This window comes from Curtobacterium sp. L3-7, assembly GCF_048756585.1.
Lineage (GTDB): Bacteria > Actinomycetota > Actinomycetes > Actinomycetales > Microbacteriaceae > Curtobacterium.
Window position 1 is genome coordinate 2779088 of the sequence record NZ_CP151474.1, and the last position, 24826, is coordinate 2803913.

The following is a 24826-nucleotide window of genomic DNA, read 5'->3' on the forward strand; positions in this document are numbered from 1 at the left end:
CGGTCGTTGTGGGTCGTTCAGCCCGCCGGCGGGGCATCCGGGGCCGGCGCGACGTCCTGCTCGGTGGGGTTGGAGTCGGTCCTGCCGGCCACGGTCGCCTGCACGGTGATCTTCGTCGCGTCCGCGGGGATCGTCGACCCTTCCGCGTACTTCCCGTTCGCGTCACCGTCGGCGCATCCGAAGACGCCTTCGCCGACGGCACCGGTGCAGATGCGGATGGAGTAGGTGACGGTCGGCGACCCGGCGTTCTGCGGCGGGTTGAGCGCGATCTTCCCGCCGGCGGTGGGCGCCACGGCCGTGGCCCGAGTGTTCAGCGGGACCGCGTTCCCGACAGCGGTGTCGTCTGTGCAGTACTGCCCGCCGTTGTTCGCCAGCCGGCAGGCCGAGACCGTCACGGCCAGCGAGTTCCCGAAGTCCTGCGCCGACGGGTAGAGCGTCACGGCGTCCCCTGACGTGGTGGTGCTGTCACCGTTCGCGAGCGCGACGCGGTAGAGCGTCGCGCGACCGGAGTCCACTCGGAAGTTCGAGACGACGACCGGGTACCGACCGGCGCTGTCGGACTGGCCGGGCAGACCGACGTCCGCTCGTGGACCCGACGGCGTGAGGTACGACTGCACCGGGCCGACGACGCTCGACGCGCAGAAGCCCAGGGAGTTGACCGCGACCACCGCGTAGTAGTAATTCGAGTCACCGCCGGGGGTGTCGGCGAACGACTGGGTGCCTGCGCCGCCGATCTGCGTCGCGTCGTTGCGTGTGACGGCCGAGCAGTTGAACGACTGCGACGACAGTCGGAACAGCCAGTACTCCCGGATGTCGGTCCCGCCGCCGTCCGACGGTCCGAAGGTGATCGAGACCTTGGTCTGTCCGCCACTCGACTGCCCGGTCGCCGACAGCCCGCTCGGCGCCGAGGGGTTGCCCACCGCGGTCGCCGAGGCCGAGGCGGAGTTCCACTGGACCGGGCTGCCGTCCCGGCCCGCGTCGTTGCGCGCGGAGACCGTGAAGGTGTAGTTGCCCCCGCCGGTGAGGCCGTCGAAGGAGGCGCTCGTCGCCGTCCCGACGCTCCTGGTCGTGGAGGACCCGGGTCCGTCGATCGTCACCACGTAGTTGTCGACGGCCGTTCCTCGTCCGGGCCGCGGAACCGCGTTCCAGGACAGGTCCAGTCGGTTCGGCGAGGACGAGTTCGGCACTGCCTTGACTCCGGTCGGCGGTGCCGGGACGAAGTCAGCACTCAACGGCGCCGACTGCGGCGACGGATCAGACGTCCCGACGGCGTTCACCGCGATGACCGAGAACCGGTAGGACGCGCTCGGGTCGAGATCAGTGAGCGTGCAGACGGTGGAGGTCCCGCAGTCCTTCGACACGCCGTTCGTGCCGGTGACCCGGTAGCCGGTGATCGCCGAGTTGTTCGCCTGCGGCGCCGACCAGGTCAGCGTGATCTGCCCGCCGTCGTACGACCCGGTGCGTGTCGGGGTACCGGGGGCGTCCGGGACGTCCTGCACCGAGATCGTGACGTCGCCCCAGACGTACCGGTCGGGGTCGTTCGTCGCGTCGGCGACCTGGTACTGCAGGTTCGTGTTCACGGGCTTGGCGGTGCCCGAGACGGACACCTGGAGCCGTGACTTGTCGGCACTCGGGGTGATCGTGACGCCGGAGGGCAGGCCGCCGGCGAGCCCGCGGATGTTCACCACGCGCAGGCGCTCGTTCGGGAACGGGTTGGTCGGTTGATCGTTCGCGAGGACGTCGATCGTCGTCGACGATCCACGCTTCGCGACGGCGCTGTCCGCCCCCGGCTGCACGAGCGGCCTGGTGGACGCGACGATCCCGACGGTCACGAGACCGGACCGACCGGCGTTCGCGGCATCGGCGACGCCGACGCCGATCGTCGCCGAGGTGTTCTTCTGGGCGGAGTCTGCGACCTTGATCGTCAGTCGCTGGCCGGAGATCGTGGCCGTGGTCCCGGAGGACGGCTGGCTGACGACGGAGTACTGCAGTTCGGGCAGGTCCTTCGGGTACGGGTAGTCCGTCAGCCGCGTGAGGTCGAGCGTCCGGGAGTCGCCCGGCTGCATCTCGATCGAGGACCCGGTGAACGCGGGCGGCTGGTTCGAGCGCGGCGTGACCTTCACGGGGAGGACCAGGGTCGCGACCCGCCCCTTGCCGCCGTTGGCGTTCGAGCCGTCGGTCACCTCGAACGAGATCGACGCGTTGCCGTAGTACAGCTTCGCCGACGTGAACTGCAACGTGGACGAGTCGACGGTGAGGTCGTCGCCGTTCGCGTGGGTGGCCTTGACCGTGCCGGGGTCGGTGATCTTGGCGGTCTGCCCGTTCGCGGTCACGACGTACTTCGACAGCGGGATCCTGATGGTCGACTCGCTCTTCACCGTGATCGCGCCTGCTGACCGGTTGACCTGCGGGAGGGCGTCGTCGAACCCCGGGACGTGGATGAACCCGTACGACACGATGTCCGGGTGGTCCTGCCGGGCGACCGAGAACGGGATGACCTGCGAGTCGTCCGTGAGCCGAACGGAGATCCGGCCGTCGGTCGTGGTGCGGGCGGTGTCGCCGTAGCCGTCCACCACACCCACGGTCAGGGACGACGTCGACCCCTCGGCGAAGAACACGTTCTTCAGCACGTCGACGGTCACGCTCTGCCGGTGCAGGATGTCCTGCAGGTCGAGCGTGGTGTCGTCGACCTCGGGACGGAGCGGGCGCGCGTCCTTGTCCACGGTGACCGTGAGGAACGCCGTGCTCGCGCCGCCGCTCTCGTTCGACGCCGTGTAGAGCACCGCGAAGTCTCCGCTCTTCGCGGTCTTCGGCGGGGTGACGCGGATCTCCTGCTTCCGCAGGACCTTCGCGGTGACGTCCTTCGCAGTCGGCTCGGCCTTGGAGACGGTGAGGTCGCCGCCCTCGGGGTCCGAGTCGTTCTGGAGCACGCGAACCGTCACGGAGCCGCCCGGCCGGATCGTCACGTGGTCCGCCTCGGCCACCGGGTTCGACGCCTGTTCGGCCCGCGGTGCGATGCCGACGCGGATGGTGCCCGTGGCGCGAGCGCCCAGCGCGTCGACGACCGTGTAGGTGAACTCGTCGGTGCCGGCCGAGTAGTCCCCGGCCTCGTAGGTCAGGGAATCGGAACCGATGTCGCTGACCGAACCCTTGTCGGGGTTCGACGCCACCCCGACCAGCTGCACGGAGTCGCCGTCCGGGTCGATGCCGTTCAGCGGCACGGAGATGCTGACCGCCTGACCCGCGACCACACGAGCCGTGACGGTCTGTGGCACCGGCGGGTTGTTCGTGGCACTGTCCTTCTCACGGACAGAGATCGAGACCGCGGCGTCCGCGGACTGTCCGTCCGGGCCGGCGACGCGGTACACCGCCGTGTAGTTACCAGGGGTCTTCGGCGCGAGGTACCTGAGGTGGTCGCCGGAGGCGAAGAGCAGACCGCCGTCGCCGGGGACGTTCTGCACGAGGTCCGGCTGCAGGGTCAGCGGCTCGCCTTCCGGCTGGGTGTCGTTCGCGAGGACGTCGATGTTCGCGACGTCCCCGACCCGGACCGTCGCGGTGTCCGGCTGCGCCACGGGCGGCTGGATCCGGTCCGGCTTCGGGATCTCGACGACCGTGACGGTGCCGGGCGACGACGCGAGGCCGTTCGTCTCGGTGTAGGTGAAGGTCACCGGCCCGTCGAGCGGTGCCGACAGGGTCGTCCGGATCGTGTGCTGGTCGAGGATGCTCGCCTGCACGCCGGAACCCCGCGCGGGTCCGTCGAGCGCCGTGACGAGGAGGACCCCGCCCGCCGGGTCGATGTCGGTGGCGGTGACGTCGGTGTCCTTCGTCGACAGCGTGTTGACGAACACGGTCTTCGGGGTCGTGATCGGTGCGGTCGACGCGTCCGGCGGTGCCGCGATCGTCATGCGGACGATCCCGCTGGACGTCTTCGTGCCGTCCGTCACGGTGTACTCGACCTGGTGGTCCCCCACTGCGTCGCTCTGCACCCGGAAGGTCCCGGCGTCGTAGCTCGGGGTGATCGTCACGCCGCTCGCCGACGAGACACTCGTCAGCGTGATGCTCCCGTTGCCGCCCCGCACGTGCTCGAGCGGATTCACCGTGAAGGACTTGCCTGCGTAGCCCTTGACCGGGAACGCGTCTGCCCGGAGCGGCACGCTCCCCTGCGCGGCGACGTGCACGGTGAGGGATCCACGCCCGTCCGCGCGACCGTCACTCACCACGAGCTGGACGCTGCGGTCGCCGGTGCGACCGCTCTTGTTGCGGAAGTCGAGGAGGCCGTCCGGCGTCGTCGAGACCTCGTCCCCGTCCGTCGCGGTCGCCGACTTCAGGTACACCGGGTCGCCGTCGGGGTCGACCCAGTCGCCGAGCACGTTGCTCGACACGTGCCCGCCCTGGACCACGTCGGCCGTGGTGTCCCTGACCTGCCTGGGCGCGTCGTTCTCGGACTCGGGTCGCACGCTGACCCGGACGGTCGCGGTGGCCGAGCCGCCGTTGCCGTCGGTGATCGTGTACGGGAACGTCACGGTCCCGGACGCACTGTCCGACAGGGCGATCTGAAGCCGCTGCCCGTCGTCGACGATCGCGACCTTCCCGGCGGCCTGGTCGACGGACCCGACCTCGCTGACGATGATCGGGTCGCCGTTGGGGTCGTAGTCGTTGAGCAGGACCGGGAGGCTCGTGGTGCGCCCCGGACGGGCTCCCAGGTCGTCGTCCACCGCGACCGGCGGCTTCTGGTCCTTGTCGACCTCGGGGTTGTCGTCCGAGATCTGCTCCTGCTGCTGGTCGTCGTCCCGCTTGATCAGGTCGGACCAGTTGTCGATGAGCTGACCGCTGCGGTCGATCGCCCAGGAGCGCCCGGTCGCCGGGTCGTTGGCGACGACGGTGTCGGCGTTGTGGACGATCTGGAGGGCGGCACCGCCGGGCACCCGGTCGAGCTGCTGCAGCGCGCGGCCGGCGCACGTGTCGATCGCCTGCCCGCCGCTCCACGCCCCGAACGTGCAGTTGCCGTCGACGTAGGGTCGGGCCGCGCGTCCCGACACCGCCAGGGCGGTCGTGGTCGCTGCGCCCGACGGCGTGACGCGGACGAGACCCGCGGCACCGGCGACGACCACCGAGTCCCCGTCGGCCGAGGACCGCTGGAGCGCCGGGGACCCACCGACCCGGTCGCCGAGGTCGACCGTGTCGCCGTCGACCGAGAGCGCGCCGGTCGTCTGGTCGAGCACCGCCATGTGGGAGCCGAACGCCGCGACCTGGAAGTCGTCCTTGCGGTCCATCCGCACGGTCCAGCGCTTCGCGACGGACAGGGTCGAGCCGACCTCGACGAGGGACGCCGTCCCAGTCCGCGGCGAGTACACCGCGACGTGCTCGTCCGACGCGTCGAACACCGCGTCCGCGCCGAGCGTCAGATCCGCCTTGGTGGATGCGTCGAAATCGGCGAGCTCCTTGGCCGGCGTGGACCAGACCTCTCCGGTCTCCTGGTTGCCGATGACCGCGGTCGATCCCGAGAAGAACACCTGCGGCGACCCGGAGGGCAGGGTGACCGGGTCACCGATCGTCGCGTCCGCCACGTCGACCTTGGCGACCGTGCCCTTGGTCTCGTCGACGCTGTAGACCATCGATCCGCTCTGCAGCACGGAGAGCGCGTCCGTGGACGACTCCACCGCGGTGTTCAGCTGCAGGACCGCGGTGTTCGCGCGGCCGACCGCCCCGTACTGCGACGAGGGCACCCAGACGGTGCCGTCCCCGAGCGCGACCCGCTGCGTGTGGTACCCGCTCGAGACGACGGCGGCCCCGGCGACGAGCGCAGCGACGACCACGGACGCGCCGACGGTGATCGCGGCGGACCGGTGTTGTGCGATGAGCCGCCGGATCACGATCCGCCGCCGATCGTGGCGCACCGTTCGGCACTCGCGACGCCGGTCTTGCCGTCACGGTTCACCGCGACCGAGATGCACTCCTCGTCGCCCTTGCTGCCGGAGACGACGAACGACGTGCCCGACTGCTGGCTCGACGCGCCGTTCGAGGAGATCACGTAGGTGTCGCCGTTCCGGAGCCCTGGGTCGCTCCAGCGGAACGTGACGGACTGACCGGCGGTCGACGCGCGGACGTCGGAGACCGTGGGGATCGCCCCGGAACCGACGCGTGTCACGAGGACGAAGGACGTCACGGCGAGGGCGACCACGACCGCCGCGGCGACCGAGGACGCCCAGATCACGGTTCGGCGTGATCGACGTCGGGCCAGGGTGACCGAGCCCGTCCGGTGGACGGTGCCGACGCTCCGCGAACCGGTGGCCGCCACGCCGCCCTGCACCGGGCGACGCGTCCGGCGCCGACGACCGACCCGGCTCGGCGGCTGGAGTTCCCGGATCATCGTGCGGTCACCCTCCGGCGTGGGCGTGGCGACGGCCCATGCCTCGACCGCGACGTCGGCAGCAGTCTGCGGGATGCCGAGCTCGGCCTGGACCTGCTGGAACCCGCGGACGAGTTCCATCACGGTGGCCGGACGCTGCTGGACCTTGCGGGACATCGCGGTGGCGAGCAGTCGCTCGAGCGACGGCGGCACGTCCGTGCGACCGGACGGCTTCACACCGCCCTTGTCCACGCGCGCCATCAGGTCGGCGGCACCGTTCTTGCCGCCGGGGACCTCGAAGGGGCTGCGCCCGGCGAGGAGCGAGAAGACCGTCGCAGCGAGGGAGTACACCTCGGACTGGATGGTCCCGCGGGACTCGTCGATGAGGACCTCTGGCGCCGACCACGGGATGGACATGCCGATCGGCTCGTCGGGATCGGACTCACCGATGGTCGCCGCGATGCCGAAGTCGGACAGCACGGGGTTGCCGTACGCGGTGAGCAGGATGTTGGACGGCTTGATGTCGCGGTGCAGCACGCCTTCACGGTGCGCCGTCTCGAGCGCGGAACCGATGCGCACCCCGATCGACAGGACCTCGGAGACCGGGATCGGCTCGCGCCGGTAGCGCTCGCTGAGCGACGACGAGCAGAGTTCCATCACGAGGTACGGACGTCCGTCGGCCGCGACGCTCGCCTGGAACACGGTGAGGATGGACGGGTGCGTGCTCAGCCGAGCCATCAGGTTCGCCTCGGCCTGGAACATCTGCCGGACCCGGTCGTCGACGACTTCGTCGAGCAGGACCTTCACCGCGACCTGGCGCCGCGGCATGTCCTGCTCGTAGAGGAACACGTCGGCGAAGCCGCCGGAGCCGAGGACGTGCACCGGGCTGAACCCGGCGATCACGGGAGGGGTGGACGGCAGCCGTCGCGCCATGGCACCCTCTCCTCCCCGGCCGCAGCCGATCGTCCCCTCGGCCCTTCAGTCTACGGAAACGAGCCGGCCGGAATTCCGCACACCAGAGTACGGGATTCCATCCGCTGCCCCCAATTCGGGGGACGTCAGTGGCGAGGCAGCGTGTCCTCGAGGTCGCCGTCCTGCGGTGCGTCCTCCACTTGGAGGACCACGACGGTGACGTTGTCGCGACCACCTGCGATGAGGGCATCGCCCACCAGGCGCTCGGCGAGCTCCTGCGGGTCGGCGACCTTCGCGGCGATGCGGCCGATGACCGCGTCGCCGATCTCCTTCGTCAGACCGTCCGAGCACACGATGTACCGGTCGCCGGTGCGGAGCGGCAACGTCCACCAGTCCGGCTCCGGCGGTTCGCCGAAGCCGACCGCGCGGGTGATGACGTTGCTGTCCGGGTGCGCTTCGGCGTCCTCTGCCCGCAGCACACCGGCATCGACCATCTCCTGCACGACCGAGTGGTCGACCGTGATCCGACGGAGGACGCCGTCGTCGACCCGGTAGGTGCGCGAGTCGCCCACGTTGAAGACGAGCGCTGCCGGCTGCCCGTTCGACGCGACGAGCGCGAGACCGGTCACGGTGGTGCCGGCACCGATCGCGTTGCCGCCCGCCGCACGCTCGATGTCCGCCGTGGCGAGCAGGAGCGCGCGCTGGATCGACTGCCGGGTCCCGAACGGCCCGTCGACCGAGTCACCGAGGCGACGGACCACGGCGTCGCTCGCGCGGTCACCGGCGAGGTGTCCACCCATGCCGTCCGCGACGACGAAGAACGGTGCTTCGACGATGTAGCTGTCCTCGTTGTGGTCTCGGCGACGACCGACGTCGGTCGCGGCTCCCCACGAGAGCGTCAGGGTGACGCCGTCCGTTCCGGGGACGTCGATGGCGTGGGCGGCGGCTGCTCGGCCGAGTTCGGTCACGTTTCAGGATCGCTCTCTGGGGGTTCGGGGCGTGCCGGTCTGAGGGGTCGGAGGCTGGTGGAGCGACGGCGGGACACCGTCGGCCCCTGGCGTGAGCCGGAGGTGCGGCGAGAGGATCTCCACCACGATGCCGTCCCCGATCTCGACTACCGTACCCGTCAGCGCGACGATCGACGCACCTGACGCCATCCGGTACGGCGCCGAGCCGGCGGGCCGGACGACGGTCCCGTTGGTCGAGCGCAGGTCGTCCACCACCGCGGCTTCGCCCTCGGCGTGCACGAGCAGGTGGGACGACGACACCTGTCCGAGCGGCGACGGTACGGTCACGAGTTCGGGCGCCGGCCCTCGGACCACACGCGGCAACGCGGGACGCCGGCCGATCACCACCGGGTGGTCGAGTCGGATGACGCGTCCGCCGACGCGGATCGACGGCACGCGGGTGCGTGCTGGTTCCGGGACGGCCGGGAGGCTCGGGGGCGCGTCCGACAGGGAGGCCGCCAGCCGCGTGGACGGCGCGGTCCGACGCGGCCCGAGGACCGTGTCCTCGGGGACCGTCGACGGGTCCGGCGCAGTGCGCGGCCCACGGATGACGGTGTCCCCGAGCGGGCCGTCGTCGAGCAGGTCCGATCCGTGCGACCCGCCACCCGAGGGGACCCGGAGGACCGTGTCGTCGATCGCGTCCTGCGCGCGAGCGGATCCGAGCGGCCGCGACCGAGGACGGATCACCGTGTCCTCGACGTCATCGGCGTCGTCGTGCACGTGGTGCCTCCCTGCGTCCTGCCCGCGGTGCGGTCTCACAACCGTAGACGATCCGGTGCACGCCCCGTCACCCCCACCATTCCGGGCGCGCCCCGGCACGGGCCGATCGATGGACGACGAGCGCCAACGCGTCGTCCGGCACCACGTCGAGCGCGTACCCGGCTCGGACCTCGGCCTCCGTCAACGCACCGATCGCCCATGAGCACCAGGCGCCGAGCGCGACGGCTCCCGCGACGCCCCGACGTTCGTCACGCGGTGCGCCCTGCTGCTTCCAGCCGTGCCAGACCGCGGTGCACCGTGCGCCAGCGGTCCGGATGCGGTCGCGCGACGGAGCCGGGCCGCGGCCGTGGAACGCCGACGGGGTCGGGTCCGTGAAGGGATCGAACGGTCGGACCGCCCGCAGATCCGGTCCGGATGCGGCACCGATGAACCGCACCAGGGCCATCCGGGTCGCGAGTGCGGCGCACGCGGTCGCGACGGCCGACCGGCCGGCGGTGTCGAGGAGCGCGGTGCCGGGCGCGACGAGCGCGGCGGCGGCGACCGGCAGGGTGACGGCTGCCGCGATCTCGCGCGGGTAGTGGACGAACGGGGAGCTGGACGATCGTGCGACGTCGAGGTTCATGCGTCCATCGAAACGCGCACCGAGCCTCCAGAGCGGTGACGGAGGCGAGTCCGTGGCGACCGCGACGTACGGGGCGCCTGTGGAGGAACGGCCGCCGATCAGACGGCGGCCGGCTCCAGGCTCTCGGCGACCAGGTCCCACCCGGTGTCCGAGCGCTCCACCAGCACGCCCACGGACGTCGCCCATGCGACGAGGTCGTCCATCGACCCGATCGACGCACCGGTCCGAGCCAGCAACGACACCAGTCGCCCCTTCGCGGTCTTGTTCCAGTGGTTCAGCGCCTTCCGGCGGCCGCTGCCGTCGACGCTCACGACCCGCAGGGCCGCGGCGCCGTCGACCGGACCGAGCGCGCGGTAGCCCTCCGAGCGCAGGTCCAGGACCAGTCCACCACCCCTGGTTGACAACGCTGCGGTCGCGACTGCGGGCCAGTGCGACGCGAGGCGCAACGACCCGAGGCGCGAATCGTGCGACAACCGGTAGGCCGGGATCCGGTCCCCCGCGCCGATCGGCCCGAACATCGCGGACTGGACGACCACGTGCTGGTACCACCAGGAACGGACCTCCGCAGAGGCCGACGGGACGTCCAGCGGGTCGTAGAGCACCCCGGTGTACCGCTCGATCGCCGGCAGCGTCGGCGACGTGTCCAGCGAGAGGTTCCGGAACCGCTCGGCGATCGACTTCGGTCCGAGCTTGAGCGCCGTCCGCGCGGTGGACTCCTCGGAACTGACGGAGCGGGCCGCGGCGATCACCGCGGCCCGCTCTCGGGTCAGTTCCGGGAACGAGAGACCACCCAGGTCGAGGGTGGTTCCCGTGTCCCCGCCCTCCCGCTTCGTCTCCGAAGGCGGGAGGAGGACGGTCAGTCCGGTCAGGAGGCCAGCGCGGCCTGCCGCGCCACGATCGTGACCGTGTCGTGCTCGACCGAGAGGAACCCGTCCTCAGCGTCGACCGCGACGGTCGAACCGTCGGCCCGCGTGATGCGGACCTGGCCCTGAGCCAGGATCGCGAGCATCGGCTCGTGACCCGCCAGGATGCCGATCTGGCCTTCTGTCGTGCGCGCGACGACCATGGTGGTGTCGCCCGTCCAGACCTCGCGGTCCGCCGAGACGACACTCACGGTGAGACCCGCCATGTCAGCGGTTCTCCTTCTGGATCTGCGCCCACTTCTCTTCGACGTCGTTGATGCCACCGACGTTGAAGAAGGCCTGCGTGGCCACGTGGTCGAACTCGCCGTCGGCGATGGCGCGGAAGGACTCGATCGTGTCCTTGAGCGGGACCGTGGAGCCCTCGACACCGGTGAACTTCTTCGCCATGTACGTGTTCTGCGAGAGGAACTGCTGGATACGACGAGCGCGCTCGACCGTGATCTTGTCCTCTTCGGAGAGCTCGTCGACACCGAGGATGGCGATGATCTCCTGCAGTTCCTTGTTCTTCTGGAGGATCTGCTTGACGCGGGTCGCCGTCTGGTAGTGGTCGGCGCCCAGGTACCGGGGGTCCATGATCCGCGACGTGGAGGTCAGCGGGTCGATCGCGGGGTAGAGGCCCTGCGACGCGATCTCACGCGAGAGCTCGGTCGTGGCGTCGAGGTGCGCGAACGTGGTCGCCGGTGCCGGGTCGGTGTAGTCGTCGGCCGGGACGTAGATCGCCTGCAGCGAGGTGATCGAGTGACCACGCGTCGAGGTGATGCGCTCCTGGAGCACACCCATCTCGTCGGCGAGGTTCGGCTGGTAGCCCACCGCGGACGGCATGCGGCCGAGCAGCGTCGAGACCTCGGAGCCGGCCTGCGTGAAGCGGAAGATGTTGTCGATGAAGAGGAGCACGTCCTGCTTCTGGACATCGCGGAAGTACTCCGCCATCGTCAGCGCCGACAGGGCGACGCGCAGACGCGTTCCCGGCGGCTCGTCCATCTGGCCGAACACGAGGGCCGTCTTGTCGAAGACACCCGCCTCTTCCATCTCACCGATGAGGTCGTTGCCCTCACGGGTGCGCTCACCGACACCGGCGAACACCGACACACCACCGTGGTCCTGCGCGACGCGCTGGATCATCTCCTGGATGAGGACGGTCTTGCCGACACCGGCACCACCGAACAGACCGATCTTGCCACCCTGGACGTACGGGGTGAGGAGGTCGATCGACTTGATGCCGGTCTCGAACATCGAGGTCTTGGACTCGAGCTGGTCGAACGCGGGGGCCTTGCGGTGGATCGGCCAGCGCTCGGTGATCTCGAGCTTCTCGTCGGTGTTGAGCACGTTGCCCAGCACGTCGAAGACCTTGCCCTTGGTGACGTCGCCGACGGGGACCGAGATCGGGGCGCCCGAGTCACGGACCTCCTGACCACGGACGAGGCCGTCGGTCGGCTTCAGGGAGATGGCACGGACGAGGTCGTCGCCGAGGTGCTGCGCGACCTCGAGGCCGATCTCCTGCGACGACTCACCGATGGTGATGGTCGTGAACAGGAGGTTGTACATCTCCGGGATTGCGTCGTGCGGGAACTCGATGTCGACGACGGGACCCGTGACACGGGCGATCCGGCCGACACCGGGCGCCGACGACGTCTCGACCGCGGTGGTTGCGGTGTCGGTCATGGCTGGTGCCTTCCTGAGGGTGGGTATCTGTCCGCGAACGACGCGGACTACTTCTTCTTCGACGAGAGGGCGTCGGCGCCGCCGACGATCTCGGAGATCTGCTGGGTGATCTCGGCCTGGCGTGCGTTGTTCGCGAGACGGGTGAAGTCACGGATCAGCGAGTCGGCGTTGTCACTGGCCGCCTTCATCGCCTTCTGCCGGGCGGCGTGCTCGGAGGCAGCCGACTGGAGCATGGCGTTGAAGATGCGGCTCTCGATGTAGACCGGGAGCAGCGAGTCGAGCACCGCATCGGCGTCCGGCTCGAACTCGTACAGCGGGAGCGGCTCGTTGTCCGTCGGCTCCTCGACACCCTCGACGACCTCGAGCGGGAGCAGGCGAACGACCTGCGGCTCCTGGGTCGCGAGGCTGAGGAAGCGGTTGAACACGATGTGGATCTCGTCCACGCCGCCCTCTGCCGTGTCCTGGAGGAACTTCGACACGACCGCGTCGCCGATCTCCTTCGCCGTCGAGAACTCGGGCTGGTCGGTGTTGCCGACCCACTGCTGCTCGGAGGGGCGCTCACGGAACGCGAAGTACCCGACGGACTTGCGCCCGACCAGGTAGTACACGACGTCCTTGCCCTCGCTGCGGAGCAAGGAGGCGAGCTCCTCGCCCTGCTTGAGGACGTTCGTGCTGAACGCGCCGTTGAGGCCACGGTCCGAGGTGAACAGCACGACGGCCGCACGCGTCGACGACTCCGGCTCGGTGGTCAGCACGTGGTCGACGTTCGAGAACGTCGCCACGGCCGACACCGCCCGGGTCACGGCCCGCGAGTACGGGCCGGACGCGGCCATGCGGGCCTGTGCCTTCTGGATCCGCGACGCCGAGATCAGCTCCATCGCGCGAGTGACCTTCTTCGTGGTCTTCGCCGACTTGATTCGCTGTCGGTAGACCCGGACCTGCGCTGCCATCTAGCGACGACCCTTGACGATCTGCTCCTGGTCCACGTCCTCGGCGTCGGCGGCGTCGAACTGCTCGGACCCGAGCGTCTTGCCGTCGCTCGTCTGGAAGCTCTTCGAGAACTCGTCGATCTGCTTCGACATCTCGGCGACCGTCTCGTCGCTGAGCTGGTTGGTCTCGCGCAGCGTCGTGAGGACGTCGGAGTTGCGACGCAGGTGGTCGAGCAGCTCGGACTCGAAGCGGAGCACGTCCGGCACGGGGACCGTGTCGAGCTTGCCGTTCGTGCCGGCCCAGATCGAGACGACCTGCTCCTCGACCGGGTACGGCGAGTACTGCGGCTGCTTGAGGAGCTCGGTGAGACGGGCGCCGCGGTCCAGCTGACGACGCGAGGCCTGGTCGAGGTCGGACGCGAACATCGCGAACGCCTCGAGCGAGCGGTACTGCGCCAGCTCGAGCTTCAGCGTGCCGGAGACCTTCTTGATCGACTTCACCTGGGCGTCACCACCGACGCGGGACACCGAGATGCCCACGTCGACGGCCGGACGCTGGTTCGCGTTGAAGAGGTCCGACTGCAGGAAGATCTGGCCGTCGGTGATCGAGATGACGTTGGTCGGGATGTACGCCGAGACGTCGTTCGCCTTGGTCTCGATGATCGGGAGACCCGTCATCGAGCCGGCGCCGAGCTCGTCGGACAGCTTCGCGCAACGCTCCAGCAGACGGGAGTGCAGGTAGAAGACGTCACCCGGGTAGGCCTCGCGTCCCGGCGGACGACGCAGGAGGAGCGACACCGCACGGTAGGCCTCTGCCTGCTTCGACAGGTCGTCGAAGATGACGAGGACGTGCTTGCCCTGGTACATCCAGTGCTGGCCGATGGCCGAGCCGGTGTACGGGGCGAGGTACTTGAAGCCGGCCGGGTCGGATGCCGGGGCGGCGACGATGGTGGTGTACTCCATCGCGCCGGCGTCCTCGAGCGCACCCTTCACGGAGGCGATCGTCGAGCCCTTCTGACCGATCGCGACGTAGATGCAGCGGACCTGCTTGTCCTCGTCGCCGGACTCCCAGTTTGCCTTCTGGTTGATGATCGTGTCGATCGCGATCGCCGTCTTGCCGGTCTGGCGGTCGCCGATGATCAGCTGACGCTGACCACGGCCGACGGGGATCATCGCGTCGATCGCCTTGATGCCGGTCTGCAGCGGCTCGTGGACCGACTTGCGGGCCATGACGCCGGGAGCCTGCAGCTCGAGGGCACGACGGCCCTCCGCCGCGATCTCACCGAGGCCGTCGATCGGGGCGCCGAGCGGGTCGACGACCCGACCGAGGAAGGCGTCGCCGACGGGGACGGAGAGGACCTCGCCGGTGCGGGTGACCTCCTGGCCCTCCTCGACGCCGGCGAACTCGCCGAGCACGATGGCGCCGATCTCGTCCTCGTCCAGGTTCTGGGCCAGGCCGAGCGTGCCGTCCTCGAAACGGATGAGCTCGTTGGCCATGACGCCGGGGAGGCCTTCGACGTGGGCGATGCCGTCACCGGCGTCGGTGACGTGCCCGACCTCGGCCGTGGAGGCCTTCGTCGGCTCGTAGTTCGAGACGAAGTCCTTCAGGGCATCACGGATCTCATCGGGGCTGATGGTGATGTCTGCCATGGGATTTTCCTTGTTGGTTTCCGGGGCCCTTCGGCTCCGAGAGGGTGATGCTGTCCGGTCAGGACAGTTCCCGTTGTGGACTTGGGGTGTCGGGTACGACCGTACGCTCAGCCCGCGAGCTGGAGCCGGAGGTCGGCGAGGCGCGTGGACACGGTGCCGTCGATGACGTCGCCGCCGACCTGCACCCTGACCCCGCCGACGACCTTGGGGTCGACGACGTGGTTGACGATGATGTCCTTGCCGTAGCGCGCCGACAGCCCACGGGCGACACGAGCCGCCTGTGATTCCGACAGCGCCGTCGCGGTGATGACCGTCGCCACGACCTTCTCGGCCTGGTCGGCGACGATGCGCGAGGCATCGCGGACCAGTTCACCGATCCGGCGGCCACGGGGCTGCTGGACGAGTGCCGACAGGATCGTCACCGTCTGCGCCGACGACTTGCCGCCGATGAGCCGCTCGACGAGCGCGCTCTTCTCAGCGGGGCTGCCGAGCTTCGTGCCGAGCGCGAGCTCGAGGCCCGCGTCGGACCGGACGGCGGTCTCGAAGGCGAAGAGCTCCGCCTCGATCGAGGTCCCGGGTCCGGCGGTGGCCGCGACGGCGCGGATGCCCGCGTCCTCGATGCCGGCGAGCAGGTCCTGCTGCGAGGACCAGCGCGCCCCGGCGACCGCCGTCAGGACAGCCCGCGTGGTGGTCGCCTGCCCGGCGAAGACGCGGTCGATGACCGCCTTCTTGCCGACGACGTCCGCCGTGGGATCCGCGAGCAGCGTGAGGAGCTGCGAAGAACCGGCGACCACTCGCCCGGCGGCGAGGATCTCAGCACCGGTCGCCAGATCGGCGCTCCCGCCGAGTTCGGCGAGGACCGCCTGCGTCGACGAGAGTGCTGAACGAGTGGCGCTCCGCATGCTCAGCGCTCCGTCTCTGCCTGCGACGCCTGCGCGTCCTTCGACGACTCGAGGTCGGCGAGGAAGCGGTCGACGACCGCGGTGGCCTTGGCGTCGTCCTTGAGGGACTCGCCGATGACACCAGACGCGAGGTCGAGTGCGAGCGAGCCGACCTCGGTGCGGAGCGACTGGAGCGCGCTCTGGCGCTCTGCCTCGATCTGCGCCTGGGCGTTCGACGTGATTCGCGCGGCGTCGGCAGCAGCCTGCTCGCGGACCTCGTTGCCGATCGCCGTGGCGTCGGCACGGGCCTGCTCGCGGATGCGGGAGGCCTCGGCACGGGCGTCGGCGAGCTGCTTGTTGTACTCCTCGAGCGCAGCAGCAGCCTGCTCCTGAGCGGCCTCGGCCTTCTTGATGCCGCCTTCGATGGCCTCGGTGCGCTCATCGAGCATCTTGGTGATGCGCGGCGTGACGACACGCCAGAACACCAGGAAGATGATGACGAAGGCCACCGCAGACCACACGATGTCGTACACCGGCGGGATCAGCGGATTGTGGGTCTCCTCCGCCGCGATGATGAGTGCGTTCTGCATCGAGGAACCTTAGTTGGTGAAGATGAAGTACGTGGCGATACCGATGAAGGCCAGGGCCTCGGTGAAGGCGATACCGATGTACATGAGGGTCGTCAGTCGGCCCTGGAGCTCGGGCTGGCGAGCGACGGACTCGATCGTCTTGCCGACGACGATGCCGACGCCGATGGCCGGGCCGATCGCAGCGAGGCCGTAGCCAACCGTCGCGATGTTGCCGTTGATCTCCGCGAGAACGGTCGTTGCGTCCACGTGTTTTCCTTTCGAGGTGCGGGCCCGACGGTTGCCGGCCCCGTAGGGGGTCAGTGAGGAATCAGTGCTCGTCTGCCAGCGCCAGCTGGATGTAGACGGCGGTGAGGAGCATGAAGACGTAGGCCTGCAGCAGCGCGACGAGGATCTCGAAGAAGCTGAAGGCGATGCCGAACGCGAGCGTGCCGATCCCGAAGAACGCCAGCAGGCTGTGCGAGTCGAAGAAGAAGAACCAGGTGGCCGAGAAGAACAGCACCAGGAGCAGGTGGCCGACCACCATGTTCATCAGCAGTCGCAGGGTCAGGGTGACCGGGCGGAGGACGAAGGTCGAGACCAGCTCGATCGGCGTCACGATGATGTACAGGTACCACGGGACACCGGGCGGGAAGAGCGAGTTCCGGAGGAACGTTCCCGGGTGCTTGCGGAGACCGGCGTAGATGAAGGCCACGTACGCGACGATCGCGAGGATCAGCGGCATCGCGATGCGGCTCGTGCCGGCGATGTTCATGAACGGGATGAGCCCCGTCAGGTTCATGAAGAGGACGCCGAAGAAGATGGTCGCCAGGAGCGGGAGGAACCGCTTGCCGTCCTTCTCACCGAGGTTGTCGAAGGTGTTCCGGCGGACGACGTCGAAGCCGTACTCGATGAACGCCTGACCGCGGTTGGGGATCAGCTTGAGCGCCCGGGTCCCCGCGAACGCGAAGACGAGCAGCACTGCGACCGCGATGAAGCGGATGATGACGATCCGGTCGATCTCGAACGGCGTCCCCGCGAAGAAGATCGGGTCGGGGAAGAACTCGTTGATCGACGGACCATGGAACTCGGCGGCCTTACTGCTCCCCGCCGCAACGGTGTTGGCCGCAGCGGTGAGGGACAGGGGAAGAGCGTGGGATAGCAGCGCTGTCTCCTGTGTCGGCGCGCGCCCGTCATGGCACGCGATGGTGGACTGTGTGGAGGCTCGTCCGCTCCGAGCATGGCTCCGGGCGCGGACTCCTCAAACCCTATCAGGTGTGAGAGCCTTCCCGGGCTCTCAGACGCCCGGGTCGTCCTTCTCAGCATCCGCAGAGCCGGGCAGGGGCACGTCGATCGGCACACGTCCCTTGGCGATGACCGTCACGTCGATCACGAGCGACCCGATGACGCCGGCGATGATCGCGATCGCGAGCACGGGCGTGTTCACCCAGTCCCGGTCCTTCAGCAGCACGAGCACCACGATGAAGAGCACGAACTTCACGAGGAACATCCCCATGATCGTGCCGAAGAAGGCACCGGAGATCATCTGCCCGCGGGAGAACCGGATCGCCAGCAGGACGCTCACCGCCGTGAGCCCGCAGAACACGACGCTCATCACCGCGCCGATCAGTCCCCCGACCAGCCCCGGCGTCCCGGCGACGAAGAAGCCGACGACTCCCCCGACGACCGCGAGGGCGACCGCGAGCACGGCCCCCTGCACGAGGATGCGGCGGAAGAGCGGGCTGACGTGGTCGAGGCCGTTCGGCGTGGTCACGAGGGGTCTCCTGGGGTCGGGATGTCGCGGGTGGCTGCGGCGCGGTCGAGCGGGTCGAGCCGGGCATCGACGGCCGCTCCCGTTCCTGCTCGGCTCTGGGCGGCGATCTCGGCACGCTTCCGGCCGAGCGGGGCGAACGTCGCGATCGCGCAGATCGTGAACCCGATCGCGACGAAGGCCACGACCCACCACCACTGCAGGAACAGGAACAGCAGACAGCCGATCGCGACGGTCGCCGTCCACGCGTAGAAGATCAGCACGGCGTGGAAGTGCGAGTGGCCCATGTCGAGCAGCCGGTGGTGCAGGTGCTTCCGGTCCGCCGAGAAAGGCGACTTCCCCGCGCTCAGTCGCCGGACGACGGCGAGCCCGAAGTCGAGGATCGGCACGATGAGGATCGCGAACGGCAGCAGGATCGGGATGAACGCCGGCAGCAGGTCGGTGCGGGTGCGCACGGCGGCCGGATCGATGTTGCCCGTGATCGACACGGCGCTCGTCGCCATCAGGAAGCCCACGAGCAGCGCGCCGGCGTCCCCCATGAAGAGCTTCGCCGGGTGCCAGTTCAGGATGAGGAACCCGAAGCACGCGCCGACGAGGACCGCCGTCAGCAGCGACGGCAGGTTGAAGAAGAACTCGGTCTGCACGACCACGCGGTTGATGAAGAACGTGTAGAGGAAGAACACCCCGCCGGCGATGATCGCGACGCCGGCGACGAGCCCGTCGAGCCCGTCGATGAAGTTGACGGCGTTCATCACCAGCACGACGGCGAGCACCGTGAAGATCAGGCTCATGTAGGACGAGCCGACGCCGAGCGTGTTGCCGATCGGCAGCGACACGATCGCGACGCCCTGCCACGCCAGGATCCCCGCGGCGATGATCTGGCCGGCGAGCTTCGTCATCCAGTCGAGGTCCCAGATGTCGTCGGCGACACCGAGCACCACGATGATCGTCGCCCCGGCGAGCACCGCCAGCACGCGCCCGGGTTCGGCGAACACCAGGCGGAAGTAGTCGACGCCCGCGATCTCGGGGAACAGGAACCACGCACACAGCAGCGACACCATCACGCCGATGAACATCGCGATCCCGCCGAGCCGCGGCGTCGGGGTGCGGTGCACGTCGCGTTCGCGGACCTTCGGGTACCACTTGTACTTCAGGCCGAGCTTCCAGACCAGCCAGCTGACCAGGAAGCTCACGACCGCGGAGATGAGCCCCGCGAGCAGGTAGTACTTCACGTGACGAGGTCGGCCCCGACGACCCGTTCGATCTCCGAGTCCGGGATCACGCCGTGCCGCACGATGCGCAGCCCGCCACCGGTGGAGAGCCCGGTGGCGTCGACGATCGTCGACCCGGTCGACGCCTCGAACCCGTCGTGCGGTTCGAGGGAACCGCCGTCGAGGTAGACGGACACGCTGTCGCCGAGCATCGACTCGGCTGCGTCGATCGTCATCGCGGCAGGGTCACCGGTCGAGTTCGCCGACGACACCGCGAGCGGGCCGACCTCTTGCAGGAGCTCGAGCGCGATCCGGGAGTCGGGCATGCGGAGCGCGACCGTACCGCGGGTCTCCCCCAGGTCCCAGTCCAGCGAGGGCTGCGCGTGCAGGATCACGGTCAGCCCGCCCGGCCAGAACTCGGCGACCAGGTCGCGCACCTGCTGCGGGACCTCGCTCGCGAGCGCGTCGAGCGTCGGCGGACCGGGGATGAGGACCGGCGGCGGCGACTGCCGGGTCCGCCCCTTCGCGTCGAGCAGCCGCTGGACGGCGGCCGCGTCGAAGGCGTCGGCGGCGAGGCCGTAGACGGTGTCGGTGGGGACGACGACGAGTTCTCCCCGGCCGAGTGCGGCACGTGCGAGCCGCATCCCGGTCAGGAGTCCGTCGGGGTCGGTGCAGTCGTATCGGGATGCCATGACTCGACGATGATAGTGCGACACAATGGAGGACATCGTGAACGAGACGCCAGCGCCCCGACTCCTGTTCCTCTTCGACATGGACGACGTCCTCGTCCGCTACGACTGGAAGACCCGGATGGCCGGGTTGACCGACCTCACCGGGCACGAGCTCGACGAGCTCCGCCGCCGGTGGTGGCTGTCCGGCAACGAGTCCCGTGCCGAGGCCGGACACTTCCCGGACGGCGACGCGTACCTCGCCGCCTTCGCGGCCGCGATGGAGTGCGACGTCCCCGAGACGGAGTGGGCGCGGATCCGCGGTTCCGCGATGACCGAGCTCCCGCAGCGCATCGAGGCGGTCCGCATCGCCAGCGAACACGGGCGTGTCGCGCTCCTCACCAACAACGGTCCGCTCGCCGGCCGCTGGATACACCGATGGGCACCATCACTGCCGCCGCTGTTCGGCGAGCACCTCGACACGTCGAGCAACTTCGGTGCCAGGAAGCCCGACCCCGAGGTCTTCCGCCGTGCGCTTGCACACCACGGCGCGCGGGCGGAGGACACCTTCTTCGCCGACGACATGCCCGAGAACATCGAGGGCGCCAGGAGTGTCGGCATCTCCGCGGTGCTCGTGGAGCACGACACCGACCTGCGGGAGGCGGTCCGGGACTTCGTCGCGTCCCGGAACGACAGCCTGGAGGCTCGGCTCACCTCCGCCTAGCGGGTCGCGGTGGTCGTGCGGTCGCGGCCCGTCAGGTCCTGGTGCGTCTCCGGGGATCGGAACCCCCGGCGCGCCAGGACGTCCCGCACGGCTGCACCCTGCGGCTCGGCGTGCTCGATGACGAGCGCACCGCCGGGGACGAGCAGGCGCCAGGCGGTCTCGGCGAGGGCACGGACGGCATCGAGACCGTCCGGTCCGCCGTACAGCGCGAGCGCCGGGTCGTGGTCACGGACCTCCGGGTCCACCGGGATCGCGTCGTCGGGGACGTACGGCGGGTTCGACACGACGACCGAGACGGTCCCGTCGAGCTCCGGGAACGCGTCGGCGAGGTCGCCCTCGACGAGCCGGACCGTGCCGCCGTACCGCTCGACGTTGCGACGGGTCCACGGCAGGGCCTCGGCAGAGCGCTCGACGGCGTAGACGAGGGCGTTCGGCACCTCGGTGTCCATGGCGATCGCGATGGCGCCGCTGCCCGACCCCAGGTCCACGGCGATCGGCTCCGGCACCGCCGTCGCCCGGAGCGCGTCGATGCCGAACTGCACGACGCCCTCGGTCTCGGGCCGCGGGACGAACACCCCTGGGCCGACGGCCAGGGTCAACGCGCGGAAGTGTGCCTCGCCGGTGATGTGCTGGAGCGGCTCACGGGTCATGCGTCGCGCGACGGCCTGACGGAAGCGTTCGACGTGCTCCCCCGCGATCGCCCCGCTCGTCATCGCACGCGCCTGGACGGCACCGCGCGAGGTGTCGGTCGCCCACGCGAGCAGGAGTTCCGCGTCCACCCGCGGTGTCGGGACACCGTGCGCGACGAGCGCAGCGGTCGCCTCGTCGAGGAGGCGATCCGCTGTGAACGTACCGTGCGTGCCGGACAGGAGCCGAGCCTCCAGTTCAGCTCTGGTCGCCGACGGCGGCCAGGCGTGCTTCTTCGTCCGCACGGATGGCGGACTCGATGACGGGCTCGAGCGCACCGTTCATCACGCGGTCCAGGTCGTACGCCTTGTACCCGGTGCGGTGGTCCGCGATGCGGTTCTCCGGGAAGTTGTACGTGCGGATGCGCTCGGACCGGTCCATGCCGCGGATCTGCGAACGACGGGCGTCCGACGCGATCGCGTCCAGCTCCTCCTGCTGCTTCGCGAGGATGCGGGCGCGCAGGACGCGCATGCCGGCCTCTCGGTTCTGCAACTGGGACTTCTCGTTCTGCATCGCGACCGTGATGCCCGTGGGCAGGTGGGTGATGCGGACCGCGGAGTCCGTCGTGTTGACCGACTGACCGCCGGGGCCCGAGGACCGGTACACGTCGATCTTCAGGTCGTTCTGGTTGATCTCGACCTCTTCGGGCTCGTCCACCTCGGGGAAGACGAGCACGCCCGTCGTCGAGGTGTGGATGCGCCCCTGGGACTCGGTCGCCGGCACACGCTGGACGCGGTGCACGCCACCCTCGTACTTCAGGTGCGCCCAGACGCCCTGTGCGGGGTCGGACGAGTTCGACTTGATCGCGACCTGGACGTCCTTGTAGCCGCCGAGATCACTCTCGGTGCGCTCGAGGAGCTCGATCTTCCAGCCCTTGGACTCGGCGTAGTGCGAGTACATGCGCAGGAGGTCGGCCGCGAAGAGCGCCGATTCCTCGCCGCCCTCGCCGCCCTTGATCTCCATGATGACGTCGCGACCGTCGTCGGGGTCACGCGGGACGAGCAGCCGGCGGAGACGCTCCTGGCGCTCCGCGAGCTGCTCCTCGAGCGCGGGGACCTCTTCGGCGAACGCCGGGTCCTCGCGCGCGAGCTCCCGGGCGGCGGCGAGGTCGTCCCCCGCCGCCGTCCAGGCCTCGTACGCGGACTTGATCTGGTTCAGTTCGGCGAAGCGGCGGTTGACCTTCTTCGCCCGGGCCGGATCGGCGTGGAGCGCGGGGTCCGACAGCTGCTGCGTCAGGTCCTCGTGTTCCGCCAGCAGCCCTGCTACCGACTCGAACACCGGTTACTCCTGGTGGCCGTGGTGACCGTTGCCGGTCGCCGGGACCGACTTCTGCACCTGGACGAGGAACTCGACGTTGGACTGCGTCTCCTTGAGGTTCCGCAGCACGATCTCGAGCGCCTGCTGCGGGTCGAGCCCGGCGAGGGCACGACGCAGTCGCCACGTGATCTTGACCTCGTCGGCGGAGAGCAGCTGCTCCTCGCGACGGGTGCCGGACGCGTTGACGTCCACGGCCGGGAAGATCCGCTTGTCCGCCAGGTGACGGTTCAGGCGGAGCTCCATGTTGCCGGTGCCCTTGAACTCCTCGAAGATCACCTCGTCCATCTTCGACCCGGTCTCGACGAGCGCCGTGGCGAGGATGGTGAGCGAGCCGCCGTTCTCGATGTTGCGCGCTGCGCCGAAGAAGCGCTTCGGCGGGTACAGCGCGGACGAGTCGACGCCACCCGACAGCACGCGACCGGAGGCCGGCGTGGAGAGGTTGTATGCGCGGCCGAGTCGGGTGATCGAGTCGAGGAGCACGACGACGTCGTGACCGAGCTCGACCAGGCGCTTCGCACGCTCGATGGCGAGCTCGGCGACCGTGGTGTGGTCCTCGGCCGGGCGGTCGAAGGTCGAGGCGATGACCTCGCCCTTCACCGTGCGCTGCATGTCGGTGACCTCTTCGGGCCGCTCGTCCACGAGGACGACCATCAGGTGCGCCTCGGGGTTGTTCTTCGAGATCGCGTTCGCGATGGCCTGCAGCACGACGGTCTTGCCGGCCTTGGGCGGCGAGACGATCAGGCCGCGCTGGCCCTTGCCGATCGGGGCGACCAGGTCGATGATCCGGGTCGACAGCTTCGCCGGCTCGGTCTCGAGGCGCAGGCGCTCGTTCGGGTACAGCGGGGTGAGGTCCTGGAAGTCGACGCGGTTCGCGGCGTCGTCGGCGGACTGGCCGTTGATCGTGTCGATCTTCACCAGGGCGTTGTACTTCTGGCGGCTCTGCTGCTCGTTGTCACGCGGCTGCTTGATCGCGCCGACGACCGCGTCGCCCTTGCGCAGGTGGTACTTCTTGACCTGGCCGAGGGAGACGTACACGTCGCTCGGGCCCGGGAGGTACCCGGTCGTCCGCACGAACGCGTAGTTGTCGAGCACGTCGAGGATGCCGGCGACCGGGATCAGGACGTCGTCCTCGGTGATCTCCGGCTCGAAGTCGTCGTTCTGGCCACCACGGCCGCGCTTGCGGTCACGCTGGCGACGGCTGCGGCCGCTCTCGGCCTCGTCGTTGTGACGCTGCTGCTCGTCGCGCTGGTTCTGGCTGCTCTGGCCCTGGTTCTGCTTCTGCTGGCCCTGCTGGTTCTGGCTCTGCTTCTGCTGCTGCTGCTTCTGCTGGTCGCCCTGGTTCTGACCCTGCTTCTGCTGGTCGCCCTGCTTCTGCTGGTCACCCTTGTCGGCGTCCTGCTTGCCGTTCTGCTGGCGACCGTTCTGGTCGTCCTGCGCCTGCTGGCCCTGCTGGTCGGCGGTGTCGGCGTTCTGGCCACGTCCACGACCACGGCCACGGCTGCGACGACCGCGGCGCTGACCGCCCTCGTGCTCGCCGTTCTGGTCGCTCTGCTGGTCGTTCTGGTCGTTCTGGTCGTTCTGGTTCGACTGGTCGTCGACCGCGTCGGTCGACGGCTCGGCGTCGGGTGCCTCGGCAGCGCTGGTCGGAGCCTGCTCGGCGGGCTTCTGCCCACGACGACGACGCTGGCCACCGTTCTGGCCGGCGGGCTGGCCACCGTTCTGGCCGGCTTCGGCTGCGTCCTTCTCGGCGCGGACCTGGTCGAGCCCGGCGAGGAGGTCCTCGGTACCGGTCTGACCGTGGTTGGTGTGCTCCGCTGCCGTGGTCGGCGCGGTGGTCACGTTGCCGCCGGAGGTGGCGCGGCGCGAGCGACGAGCACGCGAGGGCGCCTCGGTCGTGGTCGCCTCGGCGGCGGGTGCCTCGACCTCGGGCAGGGTGGGCTGCTCGGGCTTCTGAGCGGCAGCCGCGGGGGCCGTGGTGTCTGGCGTCGTCGCCTCGGCGGGGCGCTTGTCCTCGATGGCGGCGATGAGGTCGCCCTTGCGGAGCTTCGAGAGCCCCGTGATGCCGAGGGAGGAGGCGATGCGCTGCAGCTCGGGCAGGCGCAGTGCGCGCAGGTCGCTGGGGATCTCCACCGTGTCGGCAGAGTTGTTCACGTCGGTCAAGTTCCTGTGTTCCTTCCGAACCGCAGAGCGCGGAGATTTTTCACCGACTCCCGCACGGAGCGCACTT

At 69.6% G+C, this 24826-nt stretch carries 21 protein-coding genes; 1 reads left to right on the forward strand and 20 read right to left on the reverse strand.

The window, feature by feature from the left end; translation table 11 throughout:
* Positions 1-17: 17 nt before the first annotated feature.
* The 17 genes from AAEP80_RS13480 to AAEP80_RS13560 all read right to left on the reverse strand — a co-directional run bounded on the left by AAEP80_RS13480 (position 18) and on the right by AAEP80_RS13560 (position 19895).
* Positions 18-5873, reverse strand: a complete 5856-nt coding sequence (locus AAEP80_RS13480; RefSeq protein ID WP_420364777.1) for an Ig-like domain-containing protein — start codon at positions 5871-5873, stop codon at positions 18-20.
* Positions 5870-7282, reverse strand: a complete 1413-nt coding sequence (locus AAEP80_RS13485; RefSeq protein ID WP_281264741.1) for a serine/threonine-protein kinase — start codon at positions 7280-7282, stop codon at positions 5870-5872. Before AAEP80_RS13485 ends, AAEP80_RS13480 begins: the two co-directional genes overlap by 4 nt.
* Before the next feature lie 125 nt (positions 7283-7407).
* The gene (locus AAEP80_RS13490) at positions 7408-8229 is read right to left on the reverse strand and encodes a PP2C family protein-serine/threonine phosphatase (protein ID WP_420364778.1); all 822 of its coding nucleotides are present in this window, start codon (positions 8227-8229) and stop codon (positions 7408-7410) included.
* Positions 8230-8232: 3 nt separating this feature from the next.
* Positions 8233-8988, reverse strand: a complete 756-nt coding sequence (locus AAEP80_RS13495) for a hypothetical protein (RefSeq protein ID WP_420364779.1) — start codon at positions 8986-8988, stop codon at positions 8233-8235.
* A gap of 67 nt (positions 8989-9055) precedes the next feature.
* Positions 9056-9610 (reverse strand): hypothetical protein, encoded by a 555-nt coding sequence (locus AAEP80_RS13500; RefSeq protein ID WP_420364780.1) that lies wholly within the window; start codon positions 9608-9610, stop codon positions 9056-9058.
* Positions 9611-9708: 98 nt separating this feature from the next.
* Entirely contained in the window at positions 9709-10479 is a 771-nt protein-coding gene (locus AAEP80_RS13505; RefSeq protein WP_420366871.1) for a YaaA family protein, read from the reverse strand.
* On the reverse strand, positions 10476-10739 hold the full coding sequence (locus AAEP80_RS13510) for a F0F1 ATP synthase subunit epsilon (RefSeq protein ID WP_056124084.1): 264 nt from the start codon (positions 10737-10739) through the stop codon (positions 10476-10478). Before AAEP80_RS13510 ends, AAEP80_RS13505 begins: the two co-directional genes overlap by 4 nt.
* A gap of 1 nt (position 10740) precedes the next feature.
* Positions 10741-12195, reverse strand: coding sequence for a F0F1 ATP synthase subunit beta (atpD, locus tag AAEP80_RS13515; RefSeq protein WP_420364781.1), 1455 nt, complete (start codon positions 12193-12195; stop codon positions 10741-10743).
* Between the two features lie 47 nt (positions 12196-12242).
* Entirely contained in the window at positions 12243-13145 is a 903-nt protein-coding gene (locus AAEP80_RS13520; RefSeq protein WP_281264745.1) for a F0F1 ATP synthase subunit gamma, read from the reverse strand.
* Positions 13146-14774 carry a F0F1 ATP synthase subunit alpha gene (gene atpA / locus AAEP80_RS13525; protein WP_420364782.1) on the reverse strand — a complete coding sequence of 543 codons (1629 nt, stop codon included), beginning with the start codon at positions 14772-14774 and terminating at the stop codon, positions 13146-13148. It abuts the gene before it with no gap.
* Positions 14775-14881: 107 nt separating this feature from the next.
* On the reverse strand, positions 14882-15676 hold the full coding sequence (locus AAEP80_RS13530) for a F0F1 ATP synthase subunit delta (protein WP_420364783.1): 795 nt from the start codon (positions 15674-15676) through the stop codon (positions 14882-14884).
* Positions 15677-15678: 2 nt separating this feature from the next.
* Positions 15679-16245 carry a F0F1 ATP synthase subunit B gene (locus AAEP80_RS13535; protein ID WP_281264748.1) on the reverse strand — a complete coding sequence of 189 codons (567 nt, stop codon included), beginning with the start codon at positions 16243-16245 and terminating at the stop codon, positions 15679-15681.
* 9 nt (positions 16246-16254) lie between these two features.
* Positions 16255-16491, reverse strand: a complete 237-nt coding sequence (atpE, locus tag AAEP80_RS13540) for an ATP synthase F0 subunit C (protein ID WP_027465781.1) — start codon at positions 16489-16491, stop codon at positions 16255-16257.
* Positions 16492-16552: 61 nt separating this feature from the next.
* A complete protein-coding gene (gene atpB, locus AAEP80_RS13545) occupies positions 16553-17365 on the reverse strand; it encodes a F0F1 ATP synthase subunit A (RefSeq protein WP_420366872.1) in 813 nt (270 codons plus the stop codon).
* A 153-nt stretch (positions 17366-17518) separates the two neighbouring features.
* Positions 17519-17995 carry a hypothetical protein gene (locus AAEP80_RS13550; protein ID WP_420364784.1) on the reverse strand — a complete coding sequence of 159 codons (477 nt, stop codon included), beginning with the start codon at positions 17993-17995 and terminating at the stop codon, positions 17519-17521.
* Entirely contained in the window at positions 17992-19224 is a 1233-nt protein-coding gene (locus AAEP80_RS13555) for an MraY family glycosyltransferase (RefSeq protein WP_420364785.1), read from the reverse strand. Before AAEP80_RS13555 ends, AAEP80_RS13550 begins: the two co-directional genes overlap by 4 nt.
* On the reverse strand, positions 19221-19895 hold the full coding sequence (locus AAEP80_RS13560; protein ID WP_281264752.1) for an L-threonylcarbamoyladenylate synthase: 675 nt from the start codon (positions 19893-19895) through the stop codon (positions 19221-19223). The genes AAEP80_RS13555 and AAEP80_RS13560 overlap by 4 nt, the downstream gene beginning before the upstream one ends.
* A gap of 37 nt (positions 19896-19932) precedes the next feature.
* Between AAEP80_RS13560 and AAEP80_RS13565 the strand changes: the two genes are divergently transcribed.
* Positions 19933-20595, forward strand: a complete 663-nt coding sequence (locus AAEP80_RS13565) for an HAD-IA family hydrolase (RefSeq protein ID WP_420364786.1) — start codon at positions 19933-19935, stop codon at positions 20593-20595.
* Here the strand turns inward: AAEP80_RS13565 and prmC are convergent.
* From prmC to rho, 3 genes are read right to left on the reverse strand one after another with little or no spacing between them, the layout of a single operon-like run.
* Positions 20592-21464 carry a peptide chain release factor N(5)-glutamine methyltransferase gene (gene prmC / locus AAEP80_RS13570; protein WP_420366873.1) on the reverse strand — a complete coding sequence of 291 codons (873 nt, stop codon included), beginning with the start codon at positions 21462-21464 and terminating at the stop codon, positions 20592-20594. The genes AAEP80_RS13565 and prmC overlap by 4 nt on opposite strands.
* Positions 21465-21480: 16 nt before the next feature.
* Positions 21481-22560 (reverse strand): peptide chain release factor 1, encoded by a 1080-nt coding sequence (gene prfA, locus AAEP80_RS13575; protein WP_281264754.1) that lies wholly within the window; start codon positions 22558-22560, stop codon positions 21481-21483.
* A 3-nt stretch (positions 22561-22563) separates the two neighbouring features.
* Entirely contained in the window at positions 22564-24759 is a 2196-nt protein-coding gene (gene rho / locus AAEP80_RS13580) for a transcription termination factor Rho (RefSeq protein WP_420364787.1), read from the reverse strand.
* Positions 24760-24826 lie beyond the last annotated feature (67 nt).

Bases quoted from the DNA above. Each gene is read 5' to 3' on its own strand.
- atpA (WP_420364782.1), bottom strand. From the start codon at position 14,774: ATGGCAGACATCACCATCAGCCCCGATGAGATCCGTGATGCCCTGAAG.
- AAEP80_RS13530 (WP_420364783.1), bottom strand. From the start codon at position 15,676: ATGCGGAGCGCCACTCGTTCAGCACTCTCGTCGACGCAGGCGGTCCTC.
- AAEP80_RS13485 (WP_281264741.1), bottom strand. From the start codon at position 7,282: ATGGCGCGACGGCTGCCGTCCACCCCTCCCGTGATCGCCGGGTTCAGC.
- atpD (WP_420364781.1), bottom strand. From the start codon at position 12,195: ATGACCGACACCGCAACCACCGCGGTCGAGACGTCGTCGGCGCCCGGT.
- AAEP80_RS13560 (WP_281264752.1), bottom strand. From the start codon at position 19,895: ATGGCATCCCGATACGACTGCACCGACCCCGACGGACTCCTGACCGGG.
- AAEP80_RS13510 (WP_056124084.1), bottom strand. From the start codon at position 10,739: ATGGCGGGTCTCACCGTGAGTGTCGTCTCGGCGGACCGCGAGGTCTGG.
- AAEP80_RS13520 (WP_281264745.1), bottom strand. From the start codon at position 13,145: ATGGCAGCGCAGGTCCGGGTCTACCGACAGCGAATCAAGTCGGCGAAG.
- AAEP80_RS13535 (WP_281264748.1), bottom strand. From the start codon at position 16,245: ATGCAGAACGCACTCATCATCGCGGCGGAGGAGACCCACAATCCGCTG.
- AAEP80_RS13500 (WP_420364780.1), bottom strand. From the start codon at position 9,610: ATGAACCTCGACGTCGCACGATCGTCCAGCTCCCCGTTCGTCCACTAC.